Consider the following 24,840-nt stretch of genomic DNA (forward strand, 5'->3'; position numbering starts at 1 on the left):
CATGGTAAAGGAATTACATATAAGGATTGTAGTGGAAGGAATTGAACATAAAGAGCAGGTAGATTTTCTAAAGGATATCGGCTGTCACACGGTCCAGGGTTACTATTTCTACAAACCCATGCCTGAAGGTAACTTCGCCGCGCTCTTAAACGGGATAGAAAAATAACATAAAAAGAAGGAACAAAGTGGGAATCCCACTTCAACTCCCCAACCCCTCAATCTTTGAGGGGCCTGACAACTTTGCGTGCCAGATGCAATTTGCCGCAGGCAAATAATTTCCTTACGCATCTGTGCACAACCCGCGGAGCATTTTTCTTTGTCTCTCATGATCAGACTCTGTAAATGTAATGTTCTTTCCTTGGTTTTGCTTTCGGTGTTTCTCCGTCCTGGTATCCCAGAATGCAGTGGCCGATGCCGGCATAATCTCCTTCAATTCCCCATTGTCTCAAGAGTTTCCTTCCTTCTTCGCTCTCAAACTCCTGCTTCGCCCGGTGAATCCAGCAGGAACCGATTCCCAGCGCGTGTGCAGCATTCATCAGATTCCCCATCACAAGACTGCCGTCTTCCACATATGTGGACCGGTTTTTGTCTGCCAAAACAACGATCACCGTCGGAGCTCCGTAAAAGGGATCGATCGATTCATTTCCGAGGAATTTAGCGTTCATCTTCGACAATTTTGAAATCGTTTCTTTGTCCTGTATGACCACCATGACCGGTGACTGCATCCCCATGCCTGTGGGTGCGTTCATGCCGGCCTTCAGGATCTCCTGAAGGTCCGCTTCTTCGATCTGTCTGTCCCGGTACTTTTTTATGCTTCTTCTTTCCTTTAAATCTTTAATCGTATCTTTCATTTCATACCTCCTGTTTCGTATTATACAAGAGTTTTTGTCCATGCGATTGCCAATGCCCCGTAGCCTATGTGACAGGCGATGCTCAGAGACAGCGGGTCCATCTCAAAGTGATGTCCCGGAAAACGGCCTTTGATCTCTTCTGCCCAGAGAGCTGCTTCTTCCCCGCTTCCCGTATAGGCGGCCTGAATAATGACATCTTCCTTTTCCATAGACGGACCGAACATTTCATTCAGTTCCTTTTCTACGGCTTCCAGCATTTTTTTCTTGGCAAGCTTCATTCCTCTTGCCTTCGTAAATGCATCCAGCTTTTCTCCCTTGATCTGGAGCACCGGCTTAATATTCAAAACAGAGCCGATGGCTGCCGCTGCCGGAGTAATCCTCCCCCCCTGCTTTAAATATTTTAATGTATCTACGGTTATAAAAATAGATGACTCCATTTTATGTTCTTCCAATATGCTTTTTATCTCGGCCGCACTCATGCCCTGCTCTGCCATCTTTTTGGCTTCCAGCACGGACTGCTTCTGGGTGACAGAAATCCTCTGGTTATTCACTACCTGGACTTTGCCGTCAAAGTCCTCTGCCAGCATATGTGCCGTCTCACAGGAACTACTCAGGCCGCTGGACATAGGGATATGGACAATCTCATCATATTCTTTCAGCACCTTGTTCCACAAATCCATCACATCTCCCGGAGCAGGCTGAGACGTCTTGATATCCACGCCCTCCCCAAGTCTCTTATAAAATTCTTCCTGAGTCAGGGTAATATCCTCAAAATACAGCTTTTCATCAATATAGAACGGCATAGGCAGCACGTAGATTCCATACTCCCCTGCCTGATTCTGTGTGATTCCGCTGTTGCTATCTGTAATTACTGCAACTTTTCCCATAACGAATCCTTTCATGATTTTTAGGAACTATTGATAATCCCGTCCTTTTATCATAACAAATGTTAGGGTATACAGTCAAATACCTATTTCCCCGGATGTCCGCATTCCGATTCTTTTCCACACAGGATACCCAGTCCGTGGGAGAGTTCGTCCAGGATACATTCCAGATTTTCTTTGACTGCTTTCGGGCTGCCCGGAAGATTTATGATCAGTGTACGTTTCCTTATGACAGAAACTCCCCGGCTGAGCATTGCCCTCTTTGTAATCTTCAAAGATTCAAGGCGCATGGCTTCGCTGATCCCCGGAGCAAGCCGCTCCGCCGCCTCAAGTGTGGCTTCCGGCGTCAGATCCCTCTCTGAAAATCCGGTGCCTCCCGTGGTCAGGATCAGATCCGCCGTGTGCCGGTCACAGATCTCTATGAGTCTTCCTCTCAGCGGTTCTATCCCATCCGGGAGGATTTCAGCCGAAACTACTTCATAGCCTTCCGCCTCTGTCATCTTTCGGATCAGCGGACCGCTTTCATCCCGGCGCTCACCCGATGCGCCTTTGTCGCTCAATGTGATAACTGCTATTTTATATGCCATGTTTCTTCTCCTCATGCTCTTATGATCTGATCATCTACCCGGAGAGTCCCTCCGCACACCACTCTCAGAAAAATGCCCTCTGTCGGCATAATGCATTTTCCGACCCTTTTGTATATTTCGCAGTGACTGTGGCACTCCTTCCCCCTCTGGGTCACTTCCAGGACCACATCCCCCGCCAGGAGACGGTCGCCCACGGCAAGACTGTCCACATCGATTCCGGATACAATGAGGTTTTCCCCGAAGTCCCCGTCCTCCACTTTTCCTTCCTGCTCAGTAAACTCTTTTATTTTCTCATATCCGAGAATACTGACCTGCCGGTGCCATTTTCCGGCGTGGGCATCCCCCCGGATTCCAAACTCCTCAACGAGAAGTGCTTCTTCTACCGGACGTTTTACAGTCCCCTTTTTTTCACTGATACAGATTGCCTCAATCTTTCCCACTGCTGTCCTCCGTTTCTGCCATATCCTCTGAAACATAACGGAATGATCCGCTTCTTCCTCCGGATTTCTCAAGAAGATGAATGTCTCCCATAGACATGGACTTGCTGACTGCCTTACACATGTCATAAATGGTCAGCAGTGCGATCTGCACCCCTGTGAGCGCTTCCATCTCCACTCCGGTCTTTCCCGTTGTCTTCACTGTACAGACGGCCCTGATCGAATAATCTTCTTCCCGCATCTCAAAGTCTACGCTGCATTTGTGAATCAGCAGCACATGGCACATAGGAATCAGACTGCTGGTCTGTTTCGCGCCCATGATGCCTGCGATCCTGGCCACCGAAAGTACATCACCTTTTTCTACCTGCTTCGTTTTGATCTTTTGATAGACCTCTTTTCCGACAAAGATTCTGCCCTGGGCAGAAGCTTCCCTTCTTGTATTCTCTTTGTCCGACACATCCACCATCACGGCGTTTCCGTTTTCATCAAAATGTGAAAAATCGTTCATCTCTCCTACCTTCCAAATCCACAGTCCGGATAAGTACACGGATCACACTGCATACAAAATCCTCCGTGTGCCATTTTTATAAAATCCTCTCTCGTCAGCTTTTCCCCGGCCAGAAGTCTCGGCACGGCCAGGTCGAACACCGTGCGTTTCGAGTACATGACACATCCCGGAAGTCCCACTACCGGAATTCCTTTTACATAGGAAAGCATGAACATAGCTCCCGGGAGTACAGGGCTTCCGTAAGTGACAACCTCACCGCCGCAGTCTCTGATGGCAGAGGGCGTCACATCGTCCGGGTCCACACTCATGCCGCCGGAAACCTGCACCATTCCTGCCCCCTGTTCTATGAAACGAAAGATTGCTTTCGTGATCTCCTCTTTCTCATCTCCGGGAAACACCTGTCCGATGATTTCCCCGTCCAGTTCTTTTGCTTTTCTTTTAAGAACCGGGCCGAATTTATCCTCGATGCGCCCGTCTGCAATCTCGGACCCTGTGGTCACAATCCCGATTCTGGTGTGATGAAACGGCAGGACTTCGATCATCGGGCCTTTCTCTTCACAGAGTTTCTCAAACCGCAAAAGCATGTCTTCCTCTGTCACCAGAGGGATCACCCTCGTACCTGCCAGAACCTTTCCCTCTTCCACTGTTTGTCCGGAGTGAATGGTGGAAAAGCAGACATCCTTTAAGCTGTTTAACTCGTACAAAAGATCAATGTTAATCCTTAAGACACCCCGGCAGGATGCCCTGAGCTCTATTTTCCCTTCTTCCGGTTCTCCGTAAGAAATATTGGCTCCGGCGGCGGCCTTTACCATCCGCTTCGCCGCATCATCCTCGTGAACATATCCCTCTTCCAAGTCCCAAACATAGAGATAGCGTTTGCCAATATCCAATAGCTTTTCGATATCCTCTTCCATCACTACATGGCCCTTTTTGAATGCCCGGCCTTTAAACCTTCCCGGCACAATCTCTGTCATGTCGTGGCAGAGCACCATGCCAACCGCGTCCTGAACCCGCACTTTCTTCATAGTCTTCACCTTCTTAGCTGTCCTTTCTCTCCGGCACATACAAGCCTAAGTACACTGCCGGCGATGCATCTTGCCTTATCTGAAATCGTAAAACAGTTGTCTCTTTCTTCGATCCTCGGATCAATATCCGCGATCTTAAATCCTTTTTTCACCGGGTAGCCGTCCCGGATGAGTCCCCGGACGATGCCGTTAAGAGATGCAAATACAGGCACCTCCGTGCCGCCGTCTTCTTTGATCACAGCAATGACATCGCCCTTTTTTACCTGTGCGGCAATCTCTGTCCGCCCATACAGAAGTCCTCCTGCCGGAGCGTGGATGACTCTTTCCTTTCCATACCCCATGATCTTTCCGGGGACGCCTGTGTCAGCCATGGCGGTGCCTTCTTCAATGATCCTTCCGAGATTATGGCCCCGCATAGTCTCGATCACATAATCCACATCCTCTCCTGCGCTGAATCCCGGTCCCAGTCCGATGGTAAGCCCCGACATGTCCCGGCTGGTTCCCAGATTTCTCTTTGCGAGAATGGCGTCCACCACCACATCGGGTTTTATCTCCCTGATAGAATCCCCCTCCGGGTCGATAAATACCACCGGCCTTGAAGGACTTACCATGTCCATGGCTTTTTTCAAAGAATCTGCACACACGGCTGTCAGCCCCTCCACGGATGCAGTTCCTTCATATACGGCTTCACAGAAGGCCACCTGCCTGCGGATAGCAGACGGATGTTCTGTCTCCAGGACAAGAACGGGATATCCGGCCCTGCTCAGCTGACAGATCGTTCCGGTGGCGATATCCCCGCCGCCTCTTACAACGATTGGCTTCATAACATATGAGGTCCTCTCTTTATAAATTTTCCTTGTTTCTCCTTCATGACTGTTCCTCCGTCCGTCATTCGAGTATACAGCCTTTCTCAGGATAAAGGCTGTAAAGCTTCGCAGGGTTCTCTGACAGCACCCGGCACATCTGCTGGGGTGTCAGTCTGCCTGATCTCACTCCATAAGTATAAAATAAAACGGCTCTGGTTTCCACCCCCGGCATTCCGTTTGGAATCCCGGTAAAATCATCCTTTCCCATATTCTTATCTTCCACCGTAAAACTGCAGTGGTCCGTGGACACTGTCTGGCTCTTTCCTGTCCTCAGTCCTTCCCAGAGCACCTCCCTGCATGTGAGATGGACTACGAATACCGAAATATCCACCTCTTTCGCGATCGCCAGGAGACGGTTGACTGCCTCTGCCTCCGCCCCGCCGGGCCTCACTCTCGGGTGAGCATCGGCTCCTAAATTCCCTCTCTTTTTCGCCTCTTCTGTCAGCGCGTCGATCATTTCCGCATTTTCGCAGTGGACGCCTGTGATGCCGCTGATCTCTTTCATTTTCCTGAGCGCCATAAAAATATCATGGTCATTCAGGATCATGTATACAAAACACTTTTTTGATATCTAAAAGTTTTTGTATTTTTTATTGCAATCCTAAAAAAACGTGCTAAGATTAACTTATCAGGTAACCTAAACACTCAGAAAAGGAGTGATCAATATGAATCCGGAACTGGAACTATTAAAGCAAATGGCGCATACGATCGCCATGCAGTTCGGCAAGGACTGCGAAGTCATCATCCATGACCTTACAAGTAAGGATATGGACCATACCATCGTACACATCGAAAACGGACACGTCACCAACGGGAAATTAGGAGACGGCCCTTCCGCCGTCGTTTTAGAGACACTTCACAGAGATCCGGAAGACATCAAGGACCACTATGCATATCAGATCAAGACATCCGACGGCAAAATCTTAAAATCCACAACGACATTTGTAAAAGGGGAGGACGGAGAAGTCCACTATATCGTGGCCATCAATTATGATATCAGCGCTCTCTTAATGATCGACGCTTCCCTCCAGTCTCTGATGCATGTGGAGGAACAAAAACAGGATGAGCCCACCGCCATCGTAGGAAACGTTCACGACATGCTGGACAGTCTGATCGAACAGTCTGTCTCATTGGTCGGAAAACCAGCGGCTCTGATGAACAAAGAAGAAAAAGTAAGAGCTATTCAGTTTTTAAATGATGCCGGAGCCTTTCTGATCACAAAATCCGGTGATAAAGTCGCCAAGTACTTTGGCATATCAAAGTTTACTTTATACAGCTACATCGACGTCAACAAATAAAGGCGGATTTAATCTATATGGAAACAATCAAATTACGGGTTTACACCTTTTAGGGCATAACGAATATCAACAAGTCTTAATACATCTTGATATGCGTTATCCTTAGAATTTAAATCTATCATAAGCCACTTTTGTCCATTTCCCTCTCTAGTATTGTGATAGATTTCCTGTATATATTCAGAAAGCCTAGGTAACAAGTTTTCAACACGTTCTTTCTCTTTATTACCCACGACCACCAACACAGTAAAATAGTTTTTTTTAGGATAGATAACACACAATGATTTTCCAGATTTTCTAAACTTCACATTCCAGCCGCGTGCCCAGACATCTTTACTGTATTCGATTTTGCAAACCGCTTTATATTTATCGTTCATATACTGATAGAACTCATCAAATATAGGGTTTTCAATATAACTGCTTATTTCACTAATATTAGGTGCATAATTTATATCTTTTATATTTATCACAACAAACTACACTCTCCTTTATAGACTTTCTGTTTTATTTCCATTGACATTGGATAATTCCTTTTCAGCATTTCCTATTTCCACAGGAATTACCCAAATTTCCATATAACTAAAATCTGCATTTTCCTTGTAGTATTTTTCTGCCATGAACGGCTTTGTAACCAGTTTATGATTTGGAAGCCAAGTTTCAAACAGATACTTATTTGCTTGATTTAAAGCAGTAGTAACAAGTTCATCAAAAGATTCTGCCTCAATTCGGCATACAACATATTCACCTGCTGGTAATGTATGTTGTACCATATTTTTAGGACATACATCTGTTGATGAAACCATACCTCCCGCAAAATAAAGGAACGTTCCTTTATCTGGATTTGCCGAATGAGACACGCCGAGTTCAATATTGTTGTTAAAAACAACATTTTCGGTCTGCATTTTCTTTGCATGAAACTCACGCCATAGCTGACCCGGAATATCAATTCCCGTGCTTTTTCCAGGGGGAATCTGTTCATCGACATTTACTGCTTTTTTAAAACCAAAATACGTTTCGCTTGCTTTTAATGTTTTCCTTTGAATTTCCAGAACAATACCCCCTACAATCAGTGGGACATTTTCATCAATCAAAACATAATGAGAAGAAAGTTCTGGCTTGTCAAATGTATTTAACATAGGAACGCTCTTTCTGTATTCATCAGGAGTAATATGGTAAACTTCTTTAAATGCCCTGGTGAAATTAGCATGGTCTGAAAATCCATATTTTAAAGCTATGTCTAATATTCTTTCCTCCGAATTATTTAATTCTGTTATTACCATTGCTAAACGACGAAGTTTAATATATTCTTGAACTGATTTCTTGACTAATTTTTTAAATAGTCTCTGGTAATAAAATGTAGATAGACAGGCAATCTTTGCTAGTTTCTCTGTTTCAATTTTCTCATTCAAGTGTTGTTCAATGTAATTTAATGACATTTCAATATTTTCATATGCGTACATATCAGTATCTCCTTTTTTTTATAGTTACAGTATACACGAAAAATATTTGTACGGCTTGTCGCACAATGCCATTATCTTATAATACATTTCGCTACCCTTGACATGCTCTGTGTCATTCCAAATGCTTCTAATTTTGCGTGAAATGTTCGGTTGGTATATTGAAATCATCTATCCCTATGAAATAGGGGTTGCGCTTTGGGATTATAGTAGGCAAGCTCCTTTTCTATGGCGGTTGAATAGAAATTGTTTCTGTTTCATGTACCGTGTGCAGATTGGAAAGGACGACATTGGTCTGTAACAAGGCTTCAATGAGATTTAGCAGAAAGTATGTTTTACCACCGCCAATCCCACCAGCGATAAGGGTGTGAGGGAGTGCGTTATATTCCAAGACAAGATTTTTCATCAGTCGCCTTGGTCACTCATGCCTTGAAAAAAGCGTAATAAGATTACATCACGCTGTTTCTCTGATAACTTATGTAAAGCAACAGCAAGTTTCTCATTTGATACTTGGATTGTATTATTCAAGACTTCAAAAGAAATATAATCACAAGAATAGTTATCTGTTGTTCCACATTCAAGCTGTTTCATATCTGACAATTCACAGAACAAAACTTCACGCTTAGAACGTCTTGCAAACTGTCTTTTCTTGCTTTTTATTGTACGTTTGGTAACAGTCATTATCAAAGCATTAAACTGTATTCTAACGATATGCTCAAAAGAAGATGTGTTCATAATCTCACCCCCTTTCCGCAAACGCTGAAATAATAAACGGAAATACCGTCTATACCTTTGGAAAATACGGAAAAGAGAGTAAGAAAAAAGCCCACACAAAACATATAGTCTGTATGAACTAAGATATTAAAATATTCAGTTGTAGTAGTGCATGGATTGCTGTTAAGTTGTTCTTGAGTTTTTGGTAAATTGCTTAAAACACTTCATACACAATCCCCCTTAAAGCGATTGTACCATTCTAAACTTTCGTCTTCTTGATAAAGATATAAATATATTCTTCTGGTGTAGGGCGTTTATTTCCGAAATACTTCTTGAAATTTGCCTGCACCTCTGGGTCTGTACTGTTCATAGCTTCATTAATAGTAGCTTCTATATTAGCCCGAACGTCAGCCATGACATACCACCAGCCTTCAAGACTTTTTTAATATCCCGTTTTCTTAGTTCTATCATAAAACTATCTCATTCACTATAACTACTGACATAATCAGATTTCAAAATCCCATATAGGTAGTAGTCGCAATAGGTATTTACCATTTTCCCCTCACGAATATGTCCTTCTTTTTGAAAACCTACTTTCTCTAATGTTTTATAAGAAGCATGATTTAAAATATGCACATCTGTCCATAATTTTTGTAATTCTGTTTTTAAAAAACAAAATTCAATTACGCTTTTCAACGCTTCACTCATTAGTCTATTACCTTGATATTGCTTAGAAAGTCTGAAAGCCACTTTTGCCATTCTATTATTTTCAATAAGATATATCCATATTTCACCAATCACTTTGCTATCTTGTTTATGGACAATTCCCCAATGAAAACTTTTAGTAGCTTTTTCTGGCTTATTAAAGAGTACTTCTGGATTTTTTTCGCTTTTTGATGGACGCTTGCCCCAATACTCATATAAAGAAATATCACTAATCCATTCTTTCAAATCATCAATATCACTTTTATTCATTGTTCTTAAAATAAGGCGTTCTGTTTCAATTACTGGTTTTTCAAAAATGTACTCCTGCAAACTCATGGTTCATTACTCCTTAAAAATTGAATTCGTTTTCCCATGCAAAAGAAGCAGATTCTTCTAAGCTATGAGGCCAATGACTACACCAATCTGGAACCTGCGGATTTTCCACTCTATCCAAACTCGGCGTGTATGGTTTAATATCCAAGATAGGCGTTTTGTCATTAGCATCAATGTAAGCAATTTTTATCAGCCCACTTATATAATCAATATTGATAATTTCTACTGCTGATAATGCAATCGGATTTGGGCGTACTGGCGACCTTGTTGCAAAAATCCCCATTTTTTCTGGAGCTTTTTTATAAGGCTGGTCTGTTTCCAATACGCTTCTGAAATCCTCATTGTCAAAATCGCTAAACCACCATAAAACATTGATATGACTAAATCCGTCTAATTCCTTTAATGCTGGAATATATGGTGCTTCAAGTTGAATGAAAGCACTATTTTCATTGTTGTAGATAGTACCTATTGAATTTACTTTATAAGTTGTCATTGTATTTTCCTCCGTTTTCTTCTTGCTAAATAAACGATAAACCTTAACACCATGTTAAAGTCAAGGCAGATTATCATTTTTTACAAGAGATTTTCTAAAGGAATTTGGATTTCTGTTAGATAGTTCTCTGGATTTTTCTCGTTCCACGGTCCACGATGAACTATTTGACGGCTTGAACCTTTCATTTTATATTGACTGTTTTCTTGAAGCCATTTAGCAAATGAACGATAAGCATAAGAAATATTAGAAAAATCTCCATATACCATAGTACAAGCCATCATAGAAACTGGTTCGGTAAAACGAAACTTAAAATCGCCAGTATCTTTTCCTATTTTATTTACAAATGCACATAATTCTACATCAACATCTTTTTCTTTATATTCCACATTGTGATATATTGAGAACGTTTCATCAGCAATATCTATTTTATTTTCTTTAGCAAAAGCAGAAAGTTCTTTCCAGAGCTCGCCCTCGTAATAATAATCTGGTATTTCTTTTCTTAAAGATAAAACACAATAACTCGGTATCTCTTTTATGGTTATGTTAAAATACAATTCACTTTTGCCATGTAACAATTCCTTTTTAGCAATCTCAATTTTCTTTAATTTTTCTTGTTCTTTCTGTATATTATCCATAATTTCAATAGACTTTTTATCAAGCTGTTCTATAATGGCAATATTACTGTAATTGAGGGCTAATGCAATTTCAGCAACATTGAAGCCACTATCACGCAAATATATGATTCTATTTAAAGTTGAGATTTGTTCTGCTGAATACATACGATATCCAGTCAATGAATCGATTTTAGCAGGCTTTAACAAACCCATTTCATCATAATAACGCAACATTCGAGTAGAAACTTGTGTCAATTTTGAAAACTCACCAATTTTGAACATTTTATCCCTCCATTCATGTACCTAATTATAATTATTGTTAATTTATACTTCAATATAATAAGGGCTTGCACACCACAGTTATGATACAAACCCGTTTTCATGTTACCTTACAATCTTTCAATTCCCGTTCTTTGTAAAGATAGGGTTTACCAGTTCCGAAAATACATGGTTCCTGCCGATAGGCTCATGCACATTCCCCGATACATAGTAGGCAAGCTCCTTTTCTGCGGCTGTTGCATACAGCTTAAAGAAAGTTTCCAGAAAAGCGGTAGCGTTATTGATTGTATCTGCGTCCACGCTGTTATCGGCTTCTGGTGTCTTTGATTCATAGTCTGATTTTGCGATTGCTGAGGAAAGGGTAGGATTCTGAACGATTACCATATCCCCGTCAGCGTCCCCATGGACTTTTACCGTATAGGTTGCTGTTACATTGTTTGTCTGGTCGCCCTCTTTTATCTGCTGATCTACTTCGTAGGTAGCAGAAAAAGTGTCCGTTCCCGACTGCTCGATATTCCACACAATCACATCTGTAACCGCAGAGCTGGTCGGTATATCCGTTTTGATAGTATCTACATTCAAGTCCTACAACTCCTTTGTCAGATAACCGCTGATTGCCTGCGTCCTTGCTTCAATAGCTTCGTTGCTGTTGCTCCATGTGTAATAGGACTTCTCAAAGTTCTTCACGAAATTTTCAATCCCGTTGGTATCGTTTAATCGTAACTGTATAGTTTGTCAACCTTGTGTATTCATGCCTTTTAGAAGTAATGTTTAAATTTAATCCCAACCTATCACATAGCTTTTTAGTAGATATAGCCACATAGCCAGTTGCATTTGTTTTTTTGCATATTTAAGTATTCAATATTTCAAAACATATTTTATTGTGACAAATGCAAAATTGAATAAATTTTTCCAATAGTTTTTTTAATAGGTCTATCTTTATAGAAATAGTATTCTACATATTTCCATTTGTCTGGATTGTATATTAACACTTTACTTGTACAGTCATCTTTCTCCAATGAAAAATTTATAGCTTTCATTTGTTCCATTGGTGTAATTTCATGTTCAATTTCAAGAGCAAACTTTGACAGATTAAAGTCTTTTCCCAAACAACATGTTATTGGAATACCTATATTTATTTTTTGCCAACCGAATGAACTTAAAATATTATCATAGTAACCATCAAAAATGAATTTGTTCATGCCATCATTATTCTGCCATACATATAGTGGAGAATACTCATTACAACTCTTTGAAGAATCTCTTTTTTCAGATATGAGATATGCTTTAAATATTAAATCTTGAAAGCCATCCGTCCTATGTCCATTATCAGCTACTCGCTGTCTAATCATGTTCATGTCGTAGTTATCTGGTAGTGAAATCTTATATTGCATAGCAATCATTATTTTATCCTCCTATCTATCCTGCTTCAAATTTCAATTTAATTATAAATTTTATATAAGATTTTGAATTATTCCCATAAACACTACATTTATAAGCAGTTTCAAAATTGAAAAACATTCATTTTACCACGAATTTACCACGATTGAAGAGCCTTGATATGACAATATAAACCACAAGGGAGATAGCACATGAAATGAAACTGTGTATCTCCCTTTTTCATACCACTTGACTACTTCTCTCTGATTTCAAACCTTAAAATGGCTTTCATCATTTCTGTATGAATTTGACCTTTTAATTCTTCATCAACCTGCATATTTAAGTACCATTTGCATGATAGCATGGACGCAAGCATACTTTAGAGATATAAGCGTTGTAAAAGTCTAAAATTCCTCTGACTGCCTTTTCATCTCCATTAGACGCTCTGCAAATAAGGTCGTAAGAGGGATAACCATAATCTTTTTTCATTTTTCCTATTCCATTTCATTCAATAACTTCTGTAATTTTCTTAGTCCTCTATCCCGTCTGCTATTGATAGCTGAACGTGATACATGATACAATTTTGAGATTTCTCTGTCGTTCATGCCTTGAAAGAAATACAACAAGATAGCATTACGCTGTTTCTCTGTTAATTCTTTCAATGCTGTACTTAATTCTTCATCAGCTACATAAATTACAAAATGCATAACTTGAAACGATACATAATCACAAGAATATTCATCATTCATACTATGTTCAATTTGTTTCATTTCAGGCAATTCACAAAATAGTATTTCATGTTTTGAACGCCTAGCAATCTGTCTTCTATGACTTGATAATGCACCTTTAATGACAATCATCATCAAAGCATTAATTTGTAATCTGACGATATGCTCGAAAGAAGAGGTTCCCATAATCTCATCTCCTTTCTGCAAGAGCCAAACTATACAAACGGAATATTTCATAGCGAAAATATTTGTTTATAACTTCTGAAAATGCAGAAAAGAGGTATATAAAAAGCCCGTACAAAACATATAGTCTGTACGAGCTAATTAAAGTGATATTTGATTGTATATCTTTTCCTGCAAGCCTAATTATATCTGCTGTTCCTGCGGTATTTCATCATAAGAGACTGATAGACAGCTCCGTTGTCACGAAAAACATAGTCACAAAATTCTTGAAGCTGTTCTTTGGAATAGAGGTCAAACGGAAGTTCAAATAGTTTCTTTTCTACTGTATTCTTGATGTAGGGTAAATCTGAAATATAAGCACACTCCGTTTCAATCTTCATGTCCTCAAAAATATCTCTGTCCATAAAATTCCCCGCAGTCTTTATCTGCTTTTGCGTGATTTCCTTACTGTGAATACGCCAGCCAGCAGACCAAGAGATACGAACATGAGCGCAAGCCATGTTGTCATATTCGTGCTGTCACCAGTTTTAGGGCTGTTAGACGTTGTCTGTTTATCTGTGCTTGCTGGTTTCTTATCCGTATCCGTTGCAGACGGTTTCTTGTTATCATCTATTGTTGGATTTTGTGTGTCTTTTGCCTTGACAGTAACGGTAATCGTTTTTGTGCTTGAAGCCCCCTTGCTGTCTGTTACTTTGTATGTAATTTCATAAATGCTAGCCTTGCTTGTATCTACGTTATTTTCTAAGACTTCGATTACTTTTGTAAGGTCGCCGTCTTCTTTATCAGAAGCAGTAACACCCTCTAATGGATTGAATGTATCGCCAACTGTCAATGTCTTATCACTGGCATTGATTATTGGAATTGCGTTTAATTCTTCCATTTTTGGATTGACAGTCAAAATAACTTCAATATCTGTTACAGTATTATAATTAGTCGTATCTTTTGGCGTATATGTCACTTTGAATGTATTTGTTCCAGCACTGCCAACAGAAGTTGTTGTATCGTCCTGCCACGCAAAGCTCTCTGGAAGTGTTACGTCTGCAAGGGTCTGTCCAACAATAGCTGTCAAGTTAGTTGGTACTTCGTAAGTCGGCATTGCCTTACTGATTATAAACTCTTTCCAGTCTGTTTCTGCTCGCTTATGAGTATCATTTTCCGCAACGATTGCTTTCACTTGATAAGTTCCTGCATTGATTGGAGCAGTATCAATATTTTTCCACTCATTATCCTCTTTAGTTTGATAGATGAAAGTTATTTTTCCTGCTCCTTCTGTTACGGTATAATCATTTTCTGATAATGATACAGCATTCTCATCATAGATTTTATTTAAATCTAAGCCATCTTTGAAAGAAATAGACGTAGATGCCTTTTCATTCCACTTTGCATAATAGATATTACCTTTTTCAATATTTTCAACTGAAGTCCCACTAAAATCTGCATTTTCATACCATCCTCCAAAAACATAACCTTTCTTGATAGGAATAGCTAAAGTATCAGAAGTTACAACAATGTTTTCATAAAATGAACCACCATTGAGATACAAAACTGCTCCACAAGAAAAATTGTTCAAGGCCGGTATTCCTGCATATTTTTCCAGTTCCTCTGATGTTGTAATACAAATAAAATTATTATCTGCATTATTTTTTCTACCACTTCCTGCAATACCTCCAGTAGTTTTGCTGTTTGTAGGACCTGTGATACTTCCCCAATTGATACAAGTAGTAATACTTGCACTACCTACTCCAATAACCCCTCCAACATTAGCAAAGGTGTTTGAGGTTACATTTCCATGGTTGATACAGTTTTGAATAGCTTTTCCATTTGCACATCCAGCAATACCACCCCAATTTCCTCCAGCTGTGCCTGTACTGCCACCTGATATATGTGCCATGTTCATGCAATTAGTTATTGTACTTTCAGTGTTAGATTCTCCAACAATACCACCTACGTTATAGGCTCCCATAACCACACCTGAAAAACGACAATGTTCTATAAGACCTGAACTTTTTCCGACAATACCCCCTGTGTTTGACCCAGTACTATACACACAGCCAGAAACACTCAAATTTGAAACTACACCGCCATCTAACAAAGCTCCAAATAGACCTTTATAATGAGCCTCGCTATCTCCACTATTATCATTTATAAAAATCCCCTTTATTTCATATCCGTTTCCATAAAACTCTCCCGCAAAGCCATTATTTTCCCATAGAGAAGAGTCGCTTTTTGCTTGAAATCCAATAGGTATGAATGTCATAAGCTGTTCATTTTCCATATAGGTTGCATTTTGAATGTCAACTGGATAAGCGGTATAAGATTTATCTGGTGTATAATATAAGTTATTTTCTTCCGCAGAAAACTGTCCATTGTTTAAAATAATATCATTTTGTAATTGAAATTTGATATTTTTCATGGTGTTCCCACTATTAACCGCTATGGATAAAGCAACTAAGGACTCTTTTGTGCTAATTAAATATGTACCTGAATAGGGAGCTGTCGCATTGGAAAATTCAATAGCTTCTTCATTTTCCTGTGCGAAAACGAAGGCAAGATTAGATTGAATACCAAAGACCATACATAAGATAAGCGTGCAGGCGAGAATGCTTTTTAATTTTTTTGATTTCATCTTGTTTTCTCCTTTTTTGATTGTTCATTTTTGTGGGGTCTTGAACCAGACAGGGCAAATCCTGCATCTCCATGAGCCGTTGTTTCTCTGGTTCGCTCTCCCGATTTCTCATTATGAAAAATCTTCGTTTTGCCGTTATCTCGTTTTCCCCCTCCCCTCAATGTAGATTATGATATTCACATCAGGATAAAAAGGATTGAATGGTAGAAGTATACATGGCACAAAAAGCAGACTTTTTGTGCCGTGTGTGTTATCATTTAGTATAGGATAGTTTTGGATAAAAATAGCTGTTTTACACTTAAATCAGTACAAAAAACCAAAGTTTAGAAGTGGTGTAGAAAGTCTACTTTTTATGCCTTTTCATGTTGGTAACGGGCTATCCACCTCGCAAATGTTGTGTGATGGGTATTTAGTCGTCGTCCACCCTCACGCATACTGATTTCCCCAGTTTCCCACAGTTGATAAATTTCTTCAAATTGTTCTGGGAAATCATGCTTTGGTCGGCCAAATTGTACGCCTTTTTCTTTTGCAATACGTATTCCTTCCGCTTGTCTTTGTTTCGTATTTTCTCTTTCAATCTGGGCGACATAGGAAAGTATCTGCAATACCAAATCTGCTATAAATTTTCCTGTAACGCCATTCACTTGATTTCTGGTATCAAGCAGAGGGAAATCCAACACAATCAATTCAATGTCTTTTGCTCTTGTTAGATAACGCCATTGTTCTAGTATTTCATCATAATCACGTCCCAGACGGTCTATGGACTTAATATAAAGCTCGTCGCCTGCTTTCAGCTTTTTTACCAGCCTTTGATAATTCTTGCGTATAAAATCCTTTCCTGATTGTTTATCAATATACATCTGTTTCTTTGTCAGTCCAATTTCCTGCATGGCTTCCACCTGCCTTGCGATATTCTGGTCTTTGCTTGAAACTCGGATATATGCGTATTTCGCCATATTAAATTCCTCCTTTGTCTATTATCCACAAAGGAGATTATAATCAAGGTATTAGGATAAAAGATGAATGAAAGGCAAAGGACAGCGTGCAGACTTACAAAAAAATGCACGCTGTTATAAATCTATCTTACAATCTTCCGGTTACTATCCTTATGTAGCACAAGCTCAAACTGCGATACCTGCATTGCCTTCGTCTGATTTACCATAAATCAGATTTTATCCCTTTCTTCCTCTTGATTACCCAGCACAGAAAAGAAAAAGCCCTGTCAAGAGCTTGCCACCATTGGTGGTGCTTTGCACTCTTGATCGGGCTTTTTGTTTGCTGTATCTTCTCGCAAGAGGAAAAAAGTTACTCGTCCTCATCATTAAAATAATTATTCCTTAATACTTCCTGTAAAAGTTCCACATCTTCCTTTGAATTTGGATTTATCCTTTTTACAGCATAGTAAGGTGTTTTATACTTGTGTCCCTCTGTGCTTTCCCCGAACATATCCATGCTGTATAAATCATCATAACGGTCTAAAATCTTCTGAAATTTCAAATGCTGGATAACTTCTTTGATTGGGTAAAGGTCGCTTGCCTTGATATTCTTTCCGTTGATATAATCAGTAATATATTTACGTAGCTGTTCTAATTCATAGTCCAGCCATTCTTCTTCGCTGTCAAAAAAGTTATCATAATGTCCATGTTTCAGTTCCGCATTTAAACGTTCTTCCGCTCTTAGAAACTGGCAGACTTCCTTTTCTGCTTGATTGACATATTTCCATTCCCCCGATAGCAATTCGTTCGGTGTTACGTCCAGCACTTCCATTATCTTTTCCAGCGTATCATAAGCAGGATAATTCAACCCTCTTTCAATCTTGGAAAGGCTCTGCATATTGATACCGATTTTGTCCGCAAGCTCCTGTTGTTTCATTCCTCTGAATTTTCTTATGGTCTGTATATTATTTCCTAAATGGCTTATTTTCATCGCATAACCCTCCATATCTCGTTATATCTTCACTGTTATAAGTCTATCACGCTTAATATAGTTTGTAAAGGCAAAAAAAGATATTGACAAATAAGCATATAAGAATTACTATGTTCTTGTAATCGAATAAGCACAATAGAACGAAATATAAGAATGTTCAAAAAGTAAAACCTATCTGATTAAACCCGTAGATATGAATATTGATTGAAATGGTACTTGTTAGAAAAGGGAAAAACAGGCTTAGCTGACAAAGCATTGTAGGACTGCTGGCGTGCGTAAGCAACAACGCCATGACGGCTCTGCCGTCAAAGGACGGAAATGCTTTGTCAGCTGGGCGAGCCTTGTCTGTGCCCCCGTTATCTAACAGGGGGGGGGCACTATTACATAAGAAACTTACCAAAACCCATACAATCCCAAAGCTATGAAACGGTATAAGAAGTTTTAATAAGATACGGATTATCACAATACTTGAAGTCAGGTTTACATCTATTTTCTATCAAAAATGGCGGAATGGAGGACAAAATGGAACAAAAGGAATTTACACAGGAATTAAAAAACAAACGACTTGCCAGTGGGCTTTCACAAGGACAGCTTGCCGAACTTCTGCATATATGGTGTGGTATAAAAAAAGTTGACAGTTTATTCTCAAGGATTTCATAATAAAACCAAGAGAATAAGGAGGTATTCAAAGTGGCACGTAAATATGACCATGAATACAAAGTACAGGCAGTAAAACTTGCCAAAGAAATCGGAGGCGCCAAAGCGGCTAAAGAACTGGGAATCCCTGAAGGAACCATCCATACATGGCTGAAAGCCGTAAGAGCTGGCAAGTTGGATATTGGGGAAGGTTCCCATACCCCTGCCAGCGCAATGAGCCTGTCAGAAGAGATTACCATGCTGCGTAAGAGGGTTAAGGAGCAGGATAAAGAAATCCGTCGCCTAAAGGAAGAAAACGAATTTTTGGAGGAGGCCAGCGCTTTTTTCGCCGCCAGCCGTCGGAAGTCAGTAAAAACCAGAGAATGATCTTTTTGGCTTTGAAAACAGAGGACGGCAGGATTACCGGGAAAATTTCATTTTATTGCCGAATGCTTGGTATCAGCCGGCAAGGCTTCTATAAATATCTTGAAACCAAAGATCGTCCCTGGAAGTACCAAGACCTGGCGGATGCCATGAAAGAAATCGCCAGCGAGGATGAATGTAACGATACTTACGGACGGATTCGGATGTATCAGGCACTGTGCCTGAAGCGGCCGGAGGGAGTGTCGATTCCCAGTGAGCGGACCGTATACCGGGTCATGGACCAAATTGGCCTGAGCCATCGCCCCAAGCGAAGACCGAACGGGATCACAAAGGCAGACCGGGAGGCTATGAAATCAGATGATCTGCTGAAACGGGATTTCCATTCAGATGCCCCATTAGAAAAATGTATTACAGATATCACGGAAATCCCGGCGTCCAATGGGAAACTGTATGTATCTGTGATTTTCGACTGCTTTGATCTTAGCGTCCTTGGTCTGGCAATGGAAACAAACATGAAAGCAGATCTGTGTGTCCATACACTGGAAAACGCCCTGACTGCTTATCCTGCACTGGAAGGCGCTATCATCCACAGTGACCGTGGAACACAGTACACCAGTGAGGTCTACCGTCAGGCCATTCGGAAGTATCACATCCATCAAAGCATGAACAGTGCCGGAGGACGCTGCCATGATAATGCCCGTTGCGAGAGCATGTGGGCCAGAATGAAGACAGAACTTCTCTACGACCGCTATGAAACAAAGCAGATGACTGTAGAGGAATTAAAGGTACTCATTTGGAGATACTTCCTCAGCTACTGGAATAACCGGAGGATATGCTCTGCCAATGGCGGGCTTCCACCTATGATAAAACGCAGGCAGTATTATGAGGATTTGGAACTGGCCGCATAGTCAGTGATATGCTTGAGAAAAATGTGTCAACTAATATTGACAATATCAGGGGCTTGACAACTTTGCGTGCCTGATGCAATTTGCCGCAGGCAAATAATTTCCTTACGCATCTGTGCACAACCCGCGGAGCGTTTTTATTTCATAGGGAAGGTCGTAGAACTTTCCTATGAAGATTAGGGTGTCAAAAGGTCATTGACCTTTGATATAAATTTGTACCTTGAAAATTTAACACGATATATCAATCCATCCGAACATTTGGTAAAATATAAATATCAAATATCGAGGTGATTCGCATGTGTTTTGTATCAAATAATAGTCAACAAATGTCGTTGACTGACAGCACATTTAACCTGACAGAAAGAGAACGTAGGTTTCTTGAAAAATCATGGGCAAAGACTTTTTCGGATAGGATTTTTCCTGCCATAAACGAAGATATATTTTCTGTATTGTATAGTAGTAAAGCTTCTCGTCCAAATACTCCCGTAAATGTCATCGTTGGTGCATTGATTCTCAAAGAAGCACTTGGTGATAGTGATGATGAACTTGTTCAGGCTCTAATGTTTGATATACGGTATCAGCATGCTCTTCATACTACTAGTTTTGAAGAACAGCCCTTGAGCGACAGAACTCTGAGTAGATTTCGTGCAAGATGCCTTGCTTATGAAACAGAAACCGGTATTGACCTGATTCATATATGTGTTACCTCTTTATCAAAAGAAATATCTGAATTTATGGGGCTTACCCCTTCTATGCAGAGAATGGACAGTATGATGATCGCGGCAAATATCCGGAATCTTTCACTATTAGAGCTTTTCTATACTTGTACTGCAAATTTAGCAAAAGTTATGGTTAGCAGAGGGGTTACTCTTCCAGAAAAGCAAAAACATTATGTGGAAAAGGATGATTACAATGCGTTTATCTATCACCAGCGTAAGCTAGATGCTAACGAAAGAACAATTGTTGTAATGCATGATGCCGAAAAACTTCTGGAACTCTGCGAAGGAGATTTTGATGATACCAGCGAATATCAGCTGTTGATACGTTTACTCAAAGAACAAACCATCTTCAATGACGATGGGACCCGCAGGTTGCGTGAAAAAAAGGAAAAAGAGGATCCATCAAAAGTGTTGTTAAATCCATCTGATCCGGAAGCCACTTTCCGAAAAAAAGCAGGAGGTAAACATTTAGGATACGTAGCAAATCTCACAGAAACCGTAGGGGAAAACAAAAGCCTGATCACCGATTATGCGTACGAACAAAACATATACGGAGACAGCCAATTCATGAAGGATCATTTAGCCAAGGAACCGATATATAAACAGGAAGTATTACTGATTGCCGATGGTGCTTACGGCAGTGAGGTTAATGTTGCCGAAGCTGCTAAACATAGAATCCGACTTATCACTACGAATTTTACCGGGAGAAAACCGGCTGATATTTTTGCAGAGTTTATTTTTAGCGAAGATGGGCATGAACTGTTGGAGTGTATCAATCATAAAAAGCCATATCAGTTCCGCTATGATGAGCACAATGACCGTTGTGATGCGTTGTTTAAAAAATGTGACTGTGCAGACTGTCCATACCTGGCAGAATGCAAACCACGTTTACGCCAAAACAATGCGTTAAAAGAACTGTCTTGGAAAGCAGTCAATCGAGCAAAACAACTTCGTTTTATGAAAACAGAAGAATTCAAGCAGTATGCACATTTCCGAAATGGAGTAGAATCATTACCTTCACTGCTTCGCAGAAAATATCATGCCGACAAAATCCCAACACATGGCAAAAAACAGACTCGTCTGCATTTCGGATTCAAAGTCGCAGCTTTGAATTTTCAAAAGCTATTGGATTATGAAAATAGCTTGGTTTATTGTGCCTCTGAAAAAGAGATAGCATAATTAATACTCAAAACATCAAGCTCACCTTCTGTTGATTGTTCTAAATTTAATATTCTCAAACCAATTCGTGTTAAATTTTCAAGGTACAAACAAAATCAGATATTTATTAATGTGTCTTTTGACACCCTAATCCTATGAAATAAAAAAACGGTTAAGTTCTGTAATCGAACTTAACCGTTACTTATAATGCAGAAGAAGAGACTCGAACTCTCACGGGAGTAATCCCACTGCCGCCTGAAGACAGCGCGTCTGCCAGTTCCGCCACTTCTGCATGTCTCAAGCATGATTAATAATACACGATTCCAAAGAAAATATCCAGTCTTTTTTTAATTTTTCTTGTACTTTTTTACATACACGCCTGAAACTATTGAAAATTTTCTGCTGTTCCTGCATCCACTTTTCGATCTCATTGGTATCACGAAATGGTCCGAAATAGAGTTTCGTATAAAACTTTCCGACCTGGATCGCGGTGCTCTCTTTAAACGGTGTGCCATCCACAAAGGAGTAATCTGTAAGGGAAGTCCCGTCCTGGATATATTCCTGATATCCGAAATCCGGTGCCGCTGTGACATTGAATACCTTTCCATTGCCCCCTGCTGATCCGATGCCTGGCATTCCTGTCGTCTCATCGCCCTAGGCAACGATCACAGTATTTCTTATCCGCAACATTTCTTAAAGTGCTGCCGATAGCTCCTATAAGCCATATGTCCGGATTTCCTTCTGCAAGAAGCGATCCACGGGAACTATTGCAACGATGGTCTTCTATCCCTGCATATTCACACTGTACCCGAATTGCAGGTCAGCTGATTCTCCCCGACCAAAGTGATCGTGACATCTATCTGTCTCTACTCCTTCCAGCACTTCGATGTTATTGGAAGTTGTCGTACCTGTGATCCGGTATCCTTTCGGATTCAGGCTTGTCTTATTCTGTGCAAGACTGCCCCGGTGGCCCCATTTTTTGTGATCCGAATATCCCCCTGACTCACATCGAGAACTGTCTGCCCATCCATCTTTCTACTCACCGTCTAACAATTCCGCAAGCTTTCTGGAAATCTCCAATACAATCTTTTTATCTCTCGGCCCGCAGTTTTCAATCACCGCGTCAAGCTCTTTCACAAAAATATCCTCTTTCATTTCCGGTGACTGATAACTGTCCATCAGCAGGTAGTCCACAGAAACTCCTAATACATTGCTGATCTCAACCAACGTGGGAAGTGAAACCTTTGTCTTTGCCGTTTCAATATTTGAAATATGGCTGACCGACAGATCAACTTTCTCAGCTAAATACTCCTGAGTCATGTTCTGTTTTCTCCTCACTTCTTTTATTTTCCGTCCCAGCGCTTCATAATTCATTTTCATACACTACTCCACTTCTTACATATTTATGAATCGAGAGCAACAAACTCCTGCTTACATAAATATTTTCTATTTTTAAAATACATTTTTCTGTCTCTATTGTCTCCGTTATTTGTTTTTGTTAGAATAGCTTATATAAATAAAAATCATTTACATAGTTTAAAAGGTGAATTTTATGGACAAAAAATACTTATTTAAGGTCTGGGTTCTGTGTACTTTTCTCATCTTTCTTTCTCTGTTCCTGTCATTGTTCCAATACAGGCAAAGAGAAAAATGGGCAAAAAAAGTCGTCGAAAGGTGGCGTATAAAATACCGTCCCTTCGACGATGATTCGTCAGAATCTTTATAATCTTTTCATGATCTCATAGCATCGGTTGGTCACATAGCCGGCCCATGTGTTCCCAACACAGTAGCACTGATTGACTCCTTTTACTGTGGGGCCGTGATAATAAGCCCCTCCCTTGACCAGATACTTTTCTTTCAGCAGTTTGGCAGTCATCAGAAGATTCTCTTCCTTAGTCGGCGCATTGATGCCTTTGGCGCTGTCAGATGTGACCCCGTAGCCTGTGAGGTTGTGGTCCTCCCTGGCACGCCTGCTGGTCCCCCAGGCGCTCTCATGGATAGCAATGCCCATCACAGCGACTGCATTGACCCCATATTTCTTCTCACACTTATAAAATGCGGGAGCCTGTTCTTCAAGAGCGGAACCCTTCAGCATCAGACGAATCTCTTCCACTGACAAGTTACTTTTCTTCAGAAGATTCATCGGATCAAATACGCGGGGCTTATCCGCCTTCAGCTCTTTGATCTGCTTCTTGAGTGACCTTATCTTTTTCCCGCTCTTTTTCAGTTCCTTCAGCCTCTGCTCCTGTGTTTTGTCGCAGTTTAAAATCTGCTGGTCCAAATACTGCTTTAACTGGATCGTCTCTTCATCTTCAATGACATCCGCCACCTTCACTTCACCGGCTACATCGAAATTATAGTTTTCTGCGATGTCTTTGAGATAACCGTTCTTGGTCTTTACTGACAGTTCCAGAAGCAAATGATTGACTCTGTGGCCGATCTGAGTGTCATTCACGTCCTTCTTCACCCCGGTCAATGCCACTACACCCGGAATTGCCACACTGCCGCTCTGCTCATTCAGTGCCTGATAAAACTTCTGGATCTCTTCCTTTAACTTATCCGCATGAATGAGACTCTGCTCCAGGCTTTCTTCCCTCAAGAGCTGTCTTTTTAATTTTTCCTCTCTGGCAAGAGCTGTCTCTGATCTGACGGAAACAGACTCCTCCGGAGCGACGATCTTCTTTTCTTTCTCTTTCTTCTTATCTTTTTTCTTTTTTAGTTTCTTCTTGCTCTTTTTCTTCTTGTTATGTACTTTTTCTGTCTTTGCTTTGTCCCCCTTTTTCTCTGTGGCAGGCTTTTCTGAAGCCGTTGTAGGTTTAGGCTCCTGTGCTGCCGTCTGTTCTTCTGTGGTCGCCTCTGTCTCTGTTTCTGAAGCACTGGATGATGAAGTCTCAGCAGTGTCCTTTGCTTTATCCGGTTCCACGGCGTATGCCGGCACCGACACGCTCAGAGTAAGAATGACCATACATAAAACACCTGCGGCCTTTCTTAAAGCTTTATTCACGATAATACCCCCCTTATATATTACCCATGATACATCGGCTGTCATAATTTTGCAACTCTCAGAGATAAATTCAGATTTTTTTAATAAATCTAAAAATCCCGGAAACCGAAGTCTCCGGGAAATTAATTTTATTCTTGTATATT

At 40.6% G+C, this 24,840-nt stretch carries 28 protein-coding genes, 1 tRNA gene and 5 pseudogenes; 6 read left to right on the forward strand and 28 right to left on the reverse strand.

Features of this window, described 5'->3' with window-relative positions; genetic code table 11:
- The first annotated feature begins 1 nt into the window (after position 1).
- Entirely contained in the window at positions 2-166 is a 165-nt protein-coding gene (locus tag P8F77_RS12920; protein WP_347256146.1) for an EAL domain-containing protein, read from the forward strand.
- 163 nt (positions 167-329) lie between these two features.
- On the opposite strand, the gene P8F77_RS12925 is transcribed toward P8F77_RS12920, so the two are convergent.
- From P8F77_RS12925 to P8F77_RS12960, 8 genes and pseudogenes are all read right to left on the reverse strand, one after another.
- Positions 330-851 (reverse strand): nitroreductase family protein, encoded by a 522-nt coding sequence (locus P8F77_RS12925; protein ID WP_148460196.1) that lies wholly within the window; start codon positions 849-851, stop codon positions 330-332.
- A 20-nt stretch (positions 852-871) separates the two neighbouring features.
- Positions 872-1,738, reverse strand: coding sequence for a DegV family protein (locus P8F77_RS12930; protein ID WP_024726889.1), 867 nt, complete (start codon positions 1,736-1,738; stop codon positions 872-874).
- 83 nt (positions 1,739-1,821) lie between these two features.
- Positions 1,822-2,322, reverse strand: a complete 501-nt coding sequence (locus P8F77_RS12935; protein WP_024726888.1) for a molybdenum cofactor synthesis domain-containing protein — start codon at positions 2,320-2,322, stop codon at positions 1,822-1,824.
- 11 nt (positions 2,323-2,333) lie between these two features.
- Entirely contained in the window at positions 2,334-2,762 is a 429-nt protein-coding gene (locus P8F77_RS12940) for an MOSC domain-containing protein (RefSeq protein WP_287520391.1), read from the reverse strand.
- Complete coding sequence (gene moaC / locus P8F77_RS12945) at positions 2,749-3,267, reverse strand: cyclic pyranopterin monophosphate synthase MoaC (RefSeq protein WP_024726886.1); 519 nt, start codon at positions 3,265-3,267, stop codon at positions 2,749-2,751. Before moaC ends, P8F77_RS12940 begins: the two co-directional genes overlap by 14 nt.
- A gap of 5 nt (positions 3,268-3,272) precedes the next feature.
- Entirely contained in the window at positions 3,273-4,292 is a 1,020-nt protein-coding gene (locus P8F77_RS12950) for a molybdopterin-binding protein (RefSeq protein WP_287520393.1), read from the reverse strand.
- A gap of 5 nt (positions 4,293-4,297) precedes the next feature.
- The gene (yqeB, locus tag P8F77_RS12955) at positions 4,298-5,116 is read right to left on the reverse strand and encodes a selenium-dependent molybdenum cofactor biosynthesis protein YqeB (RefSeq protein WP_024726884.1); all 819 of its coding nucleotides are present in this window, start codon (positions 5,114-5,116) and stop codon (positions 4,298-4,300) included.
- Positions 5,117-5,195: 79 nt separating this feature from the next.
- Positions 5,196-5,699 (reverse strand): annotated as a pseudogene (locus P8F77_RS12960) (dihydropyrimidinase); the annotation flags it as partial.
- Between the two features lie 124 nt (positions 5,700-5,823).
- On the opposite strand from P8F77_RS12960, the gene P8F77_RS12965 reads away from it, so the two are divergent.
- Positions 5,824-6,456 carry a helix-turn-helix transcriptional regulator gene (locus tag P8F77_RS12965; protein ID WP_287520396.1) on the forward strand — a complete coding sequence of 211 codons (633 nt, stop codon included), beginning with the start codon at positions 5,824-5,826 and terminating at the stop codon, positions 6,454-6,456.
- Positions 6,457-6,488: 32 nt separating this feature from the next.
- Here the strand turns inward: P8F77_RS12965 and P8F77_RS12970 are convergent, their stop codons facing one another.
- From P8F77_RS12970 to P8F77_RS13045, 16 genes and pseudogenes are all read right to left on the reverse strand, one after another.
- Positions 6,489-6,923: a DUF3788 domain-containing protein gene (locus tag P8F77_RS12970; protein WP_024726882.1), complete on the reverse strand. Its 435-nt coding sequence runs from the start codon at positions 6,921-6,923 to the stop codon at positions 6,489-6,491.
- An 18-nt stretch (positions 6,924-6,941) separates the two neighbouring features.
- Positions 6,942-7,913, reverse strand: coding sequence for an AraC family transcriptional regulator (locus P8F77_RS12975; RefSeq protein ID WP_287520399.1), 972 nt, complete (start codon positions 7,911-7,913; stop codon positions 6,942-6,944).
- A 402-nt stretch (positions 7,914-8,315) separates the two neighbouring features.
- Complete coding sequence (locus P8F77_RS12980) at positions 8,316-8,645, reverse strand: RNA polymerase subunit sigma-70 (RefSeq protein WP_287520401.1); 330 nt, start codon at positions 8,643-8,645, stop codon at positions 8,316-8,318.
- Between the two features lie 238 nt (positions 8,646-8,883).
- Positions 8,884-9,095, reverse strand: a pseudogene (locus P8F77_RS12985) (hypothetical protein).
- Positions 9,096-9,104: 9 nt separating this feature from the next.
- Positions 9,105-9,665 (reverse strand): GNAT family protein, encoded by a 561-nt coding sequence (locus P8F77_RS12990; protein WP_287520403.1) that lies wholly within the window; start codon positions 9,663-9,665, stop codon positions 9,105-9,107.
- Between the two features lie 13 nt (positions 9,666-9,678).
- A complete protein-coding gene (tsaA, locus tag P8F77_RS12995) occupies positions 9,679-10,155 on the reverse strand; it encodes a tRNA (N6-threonylcarbamoyladenosine(37)-N6)-methyltransferase TrmO (RefSeq protein WP_024726877.1) in 477 nt (158 codons plus the stop codon).
- A gap of 80 nt (positions 10,156-10,235) precedes the next feature.
- A complete protein-coding gene (locus P8F77_RS13000) occupies positions 10,236-11,051 on the reverse strand; it encodes a MerR family transcriptional regulator (RefSeq protein ID WP_024726876.1) in 816 nt (271 codons plus the stop codon).
- Between the two features lie 120 nt (positions 11,052-11,171).
- Positions 11,172-11,825 (reverse strand): annotated as a pseudogene (locus P8F77_RS13005) (conjugal transfer protein); the annotation flags it as partial.
- A gap of 101 nt (positions 11,826-11,926) precedes the next feature.
- Positions 11,927-12,451, reverse strand: coding sequence for a DUF4865 family protein (locus P8F77_RS13010; RefSeq protein WP_024726875.1), 525 nt, complete (start codon positions 12,449-12,451; stop codon positions 11,927-11,929).
- Positions 12,452-12,681: 230 nt separating this feature from the next.
- Positions 12,682-12,917, reverse strand: a pseudogene (locus P8F77_RS13015) (helix-turn-helix domain-containing protein).
- A 5-nt stretch (positions 12,918-12,922) separates the two neighbouring features.
- Positions 12,923-13,342 (reverse strand): sigma-70 family RNA polymerase sigma factor, encoded by a 420-nt coding sequence (locus P8F77_RS13020; protein ID WP_347256147.1) that lies wholly within the window; start codon positions 13,340-13,342, stop codon positions 12,923-12,925.
- A gap of 176 nt (positions 13,343-13,518) precedes the next feature.
- On the reverse strand, positions 13,519-13,743 hold the full coding sequence (locus tag P8F77_RS13025) for a hypothetical protein (RefSeq protein WP_132276313.1): 225 nt from the start codon (positions 13,741-13,743) through the stop codon (positions 13,519-13,521).
- A 17-nt stretch (positions 13,744-13,760) separates the two neighbouring features.
- Positions 13,761-15,965: an immunoglobulin-like domain-containing protein gene (locus tag P8F77_RS13030; RefSeq protein ID WP_347256148.1), complete on the reverse strand. Its 2,205-nt coding sequence runs from the start codon at positions 15,963-15,965 to the stop codon at positions 13,761-13,763.
- 350 nt (positions 15,966-16,315) lie between these two features.
- Positions 16,316-16,921, reverse strand: a complete 606-nt coding sequence (locus P8F77_RS13035) for a recombinase family protein (RefSeq protein ID WP_347256149.1) — start codon at positions 16,919-16,921, stop codon at positions 16,316-16,318.
- Between the two features lie 122 nt (positions 16,922-17,043).
- Positions 17,044-17,136: pseudogene (locus P8F77_RS13040) on the reverse strand (conjugal transfer protein); the annotation flags it as partial.
- Between the two features lie 134 nt (positions 17,137-17,270).
- Positions 17,271-17,906 carry a helix-turn-helix transcriptional regulator gene (locus tag P8F77_RS13045; RefSeq protein ID WP_132280861.1) on the reverse strand — a complete coding sequence of 212 codons (636 nt, stop codon included), beginning with the start codon at positions 17,904-17,906 and terminating at the stop codon, positions 17,271-17,273.
- Positions 17,907-18,413: 507 nt separating this feature from the next.
- Between P8F77_RS13045 and P8F77_RS13050 the strand changes: the two genes are divergently transcribed.
- The 4 genes from P8F77_RS13050 to P8F77_RS13065 all read left to right on the forward strand — a co-directional run bounded on the left by P8F77_RS13050 (position 18,414) and on the right by P8F77_RS13065 (position 21,714).
- Positions 18,414-18,551 (forward strand): hypothetical protein, encoded by a 138-nt coding sequence (locus tag P8F77_RS13050; RefSeq protein ID WP_347256150.1) that lies wholly within the window; start codon positions 18,414-18,416, stop codon positions 18,549-18,551.
- Between the two features lie 30 nt (positions 18,552-18,581).
- Positions 18,582-18,914, forward strand: a complete 333-nt coding sequence (locus P8F77_RS13055) for a transposase (RefSeq protein WP_055159092.1) — start codon at positions 18,582-18,584, stop codon at positions 18,912-18,914.
- A complete protein-coding gene (locus P8F77_RS13060; protein WP_289707463.1) occupies positions 18,911-19,819 on the forward strand; it encodes an IS3 family transposase in 909 nt (302 codons plus the stop codon). The genes P8F77_RS13055 and P8F77_RS13060 overlap by 4 nt, the downstream gene beginning before the upstream one ends.
- Before the next feature lie 293 nt (positions 19,820-20,112).
- On the forward strand, positions 20,113-21,714 hold the full coding sequence (locus P8F77_RS13065; RefSeq protein WP_347256053.1) for a transposase: 1,602 nt from the start codon (positions 20,113-20,115) through the stop codon (positions 21,712-21,714).
- A 187-nt stretch (positions 21,715-21,901) separates the two neighbouring features.
- On the opposite strand, the gene P8F77_RS13070 is transcribed toward P8F77_RS13065, so the two are convergent.
- From P8F77_RS13070 to P8F77_RS13085, 4 genes are all read right to left on the reverse strand, one after another.
- Positions 21,902-21,985, reverse strand: a tRNA-Leu gene (locus P8F77_RS13070).
- A 5-nt stretch (positions 21,986-21,990) separates the two neighbouring features.
- The gene (locus P8F77_RS13075; protein ID WP_024726871.1) at positions 21,991-22,329 is read right to left on the reverse strand and encodes a hypothetical protein; all 339 of its coding nucleotides are present in this window, start codon (positions 22,327-22,329) and stop codon (positions 21,991-21,993) included.
- 399 nt (positions 22,330-22,728) lie between these two features.
- Entirely contained in the window at positions 22,729-23,073 is a 345-nt protein-coding gene (locus P8F77_RS13080) for a helix-turn-helix transcriptional regulator (RefSeq protein ID WP_095142856.1), read from the reverse strand.
- A 340-nt stretch (positions 23,074-23,413) separates the two neighbouring features.
- A complete protein-coding gene (locus tag P8F77_RS13085) occupies positions 23,414-24,697 on the reverse strand; it encodes a glucosaminidase domain-containing protein (protein ID WP_158221709.1) in 1,284 nt (427 codons plus the stop codon).
- Between the last annotated feature and the right edge of the window lie 143 nt (positions 24,698-24,840).

Source organism: Anaerostipes sp. PC18 (assembly GCF_039789045.1).
Taxonomy (GTDB): Bacteria; Bacillota; Clostridia; order Lachnospirales; family Lachnospiraceae; genus Anaerostipes; species Anaerostipes hominis.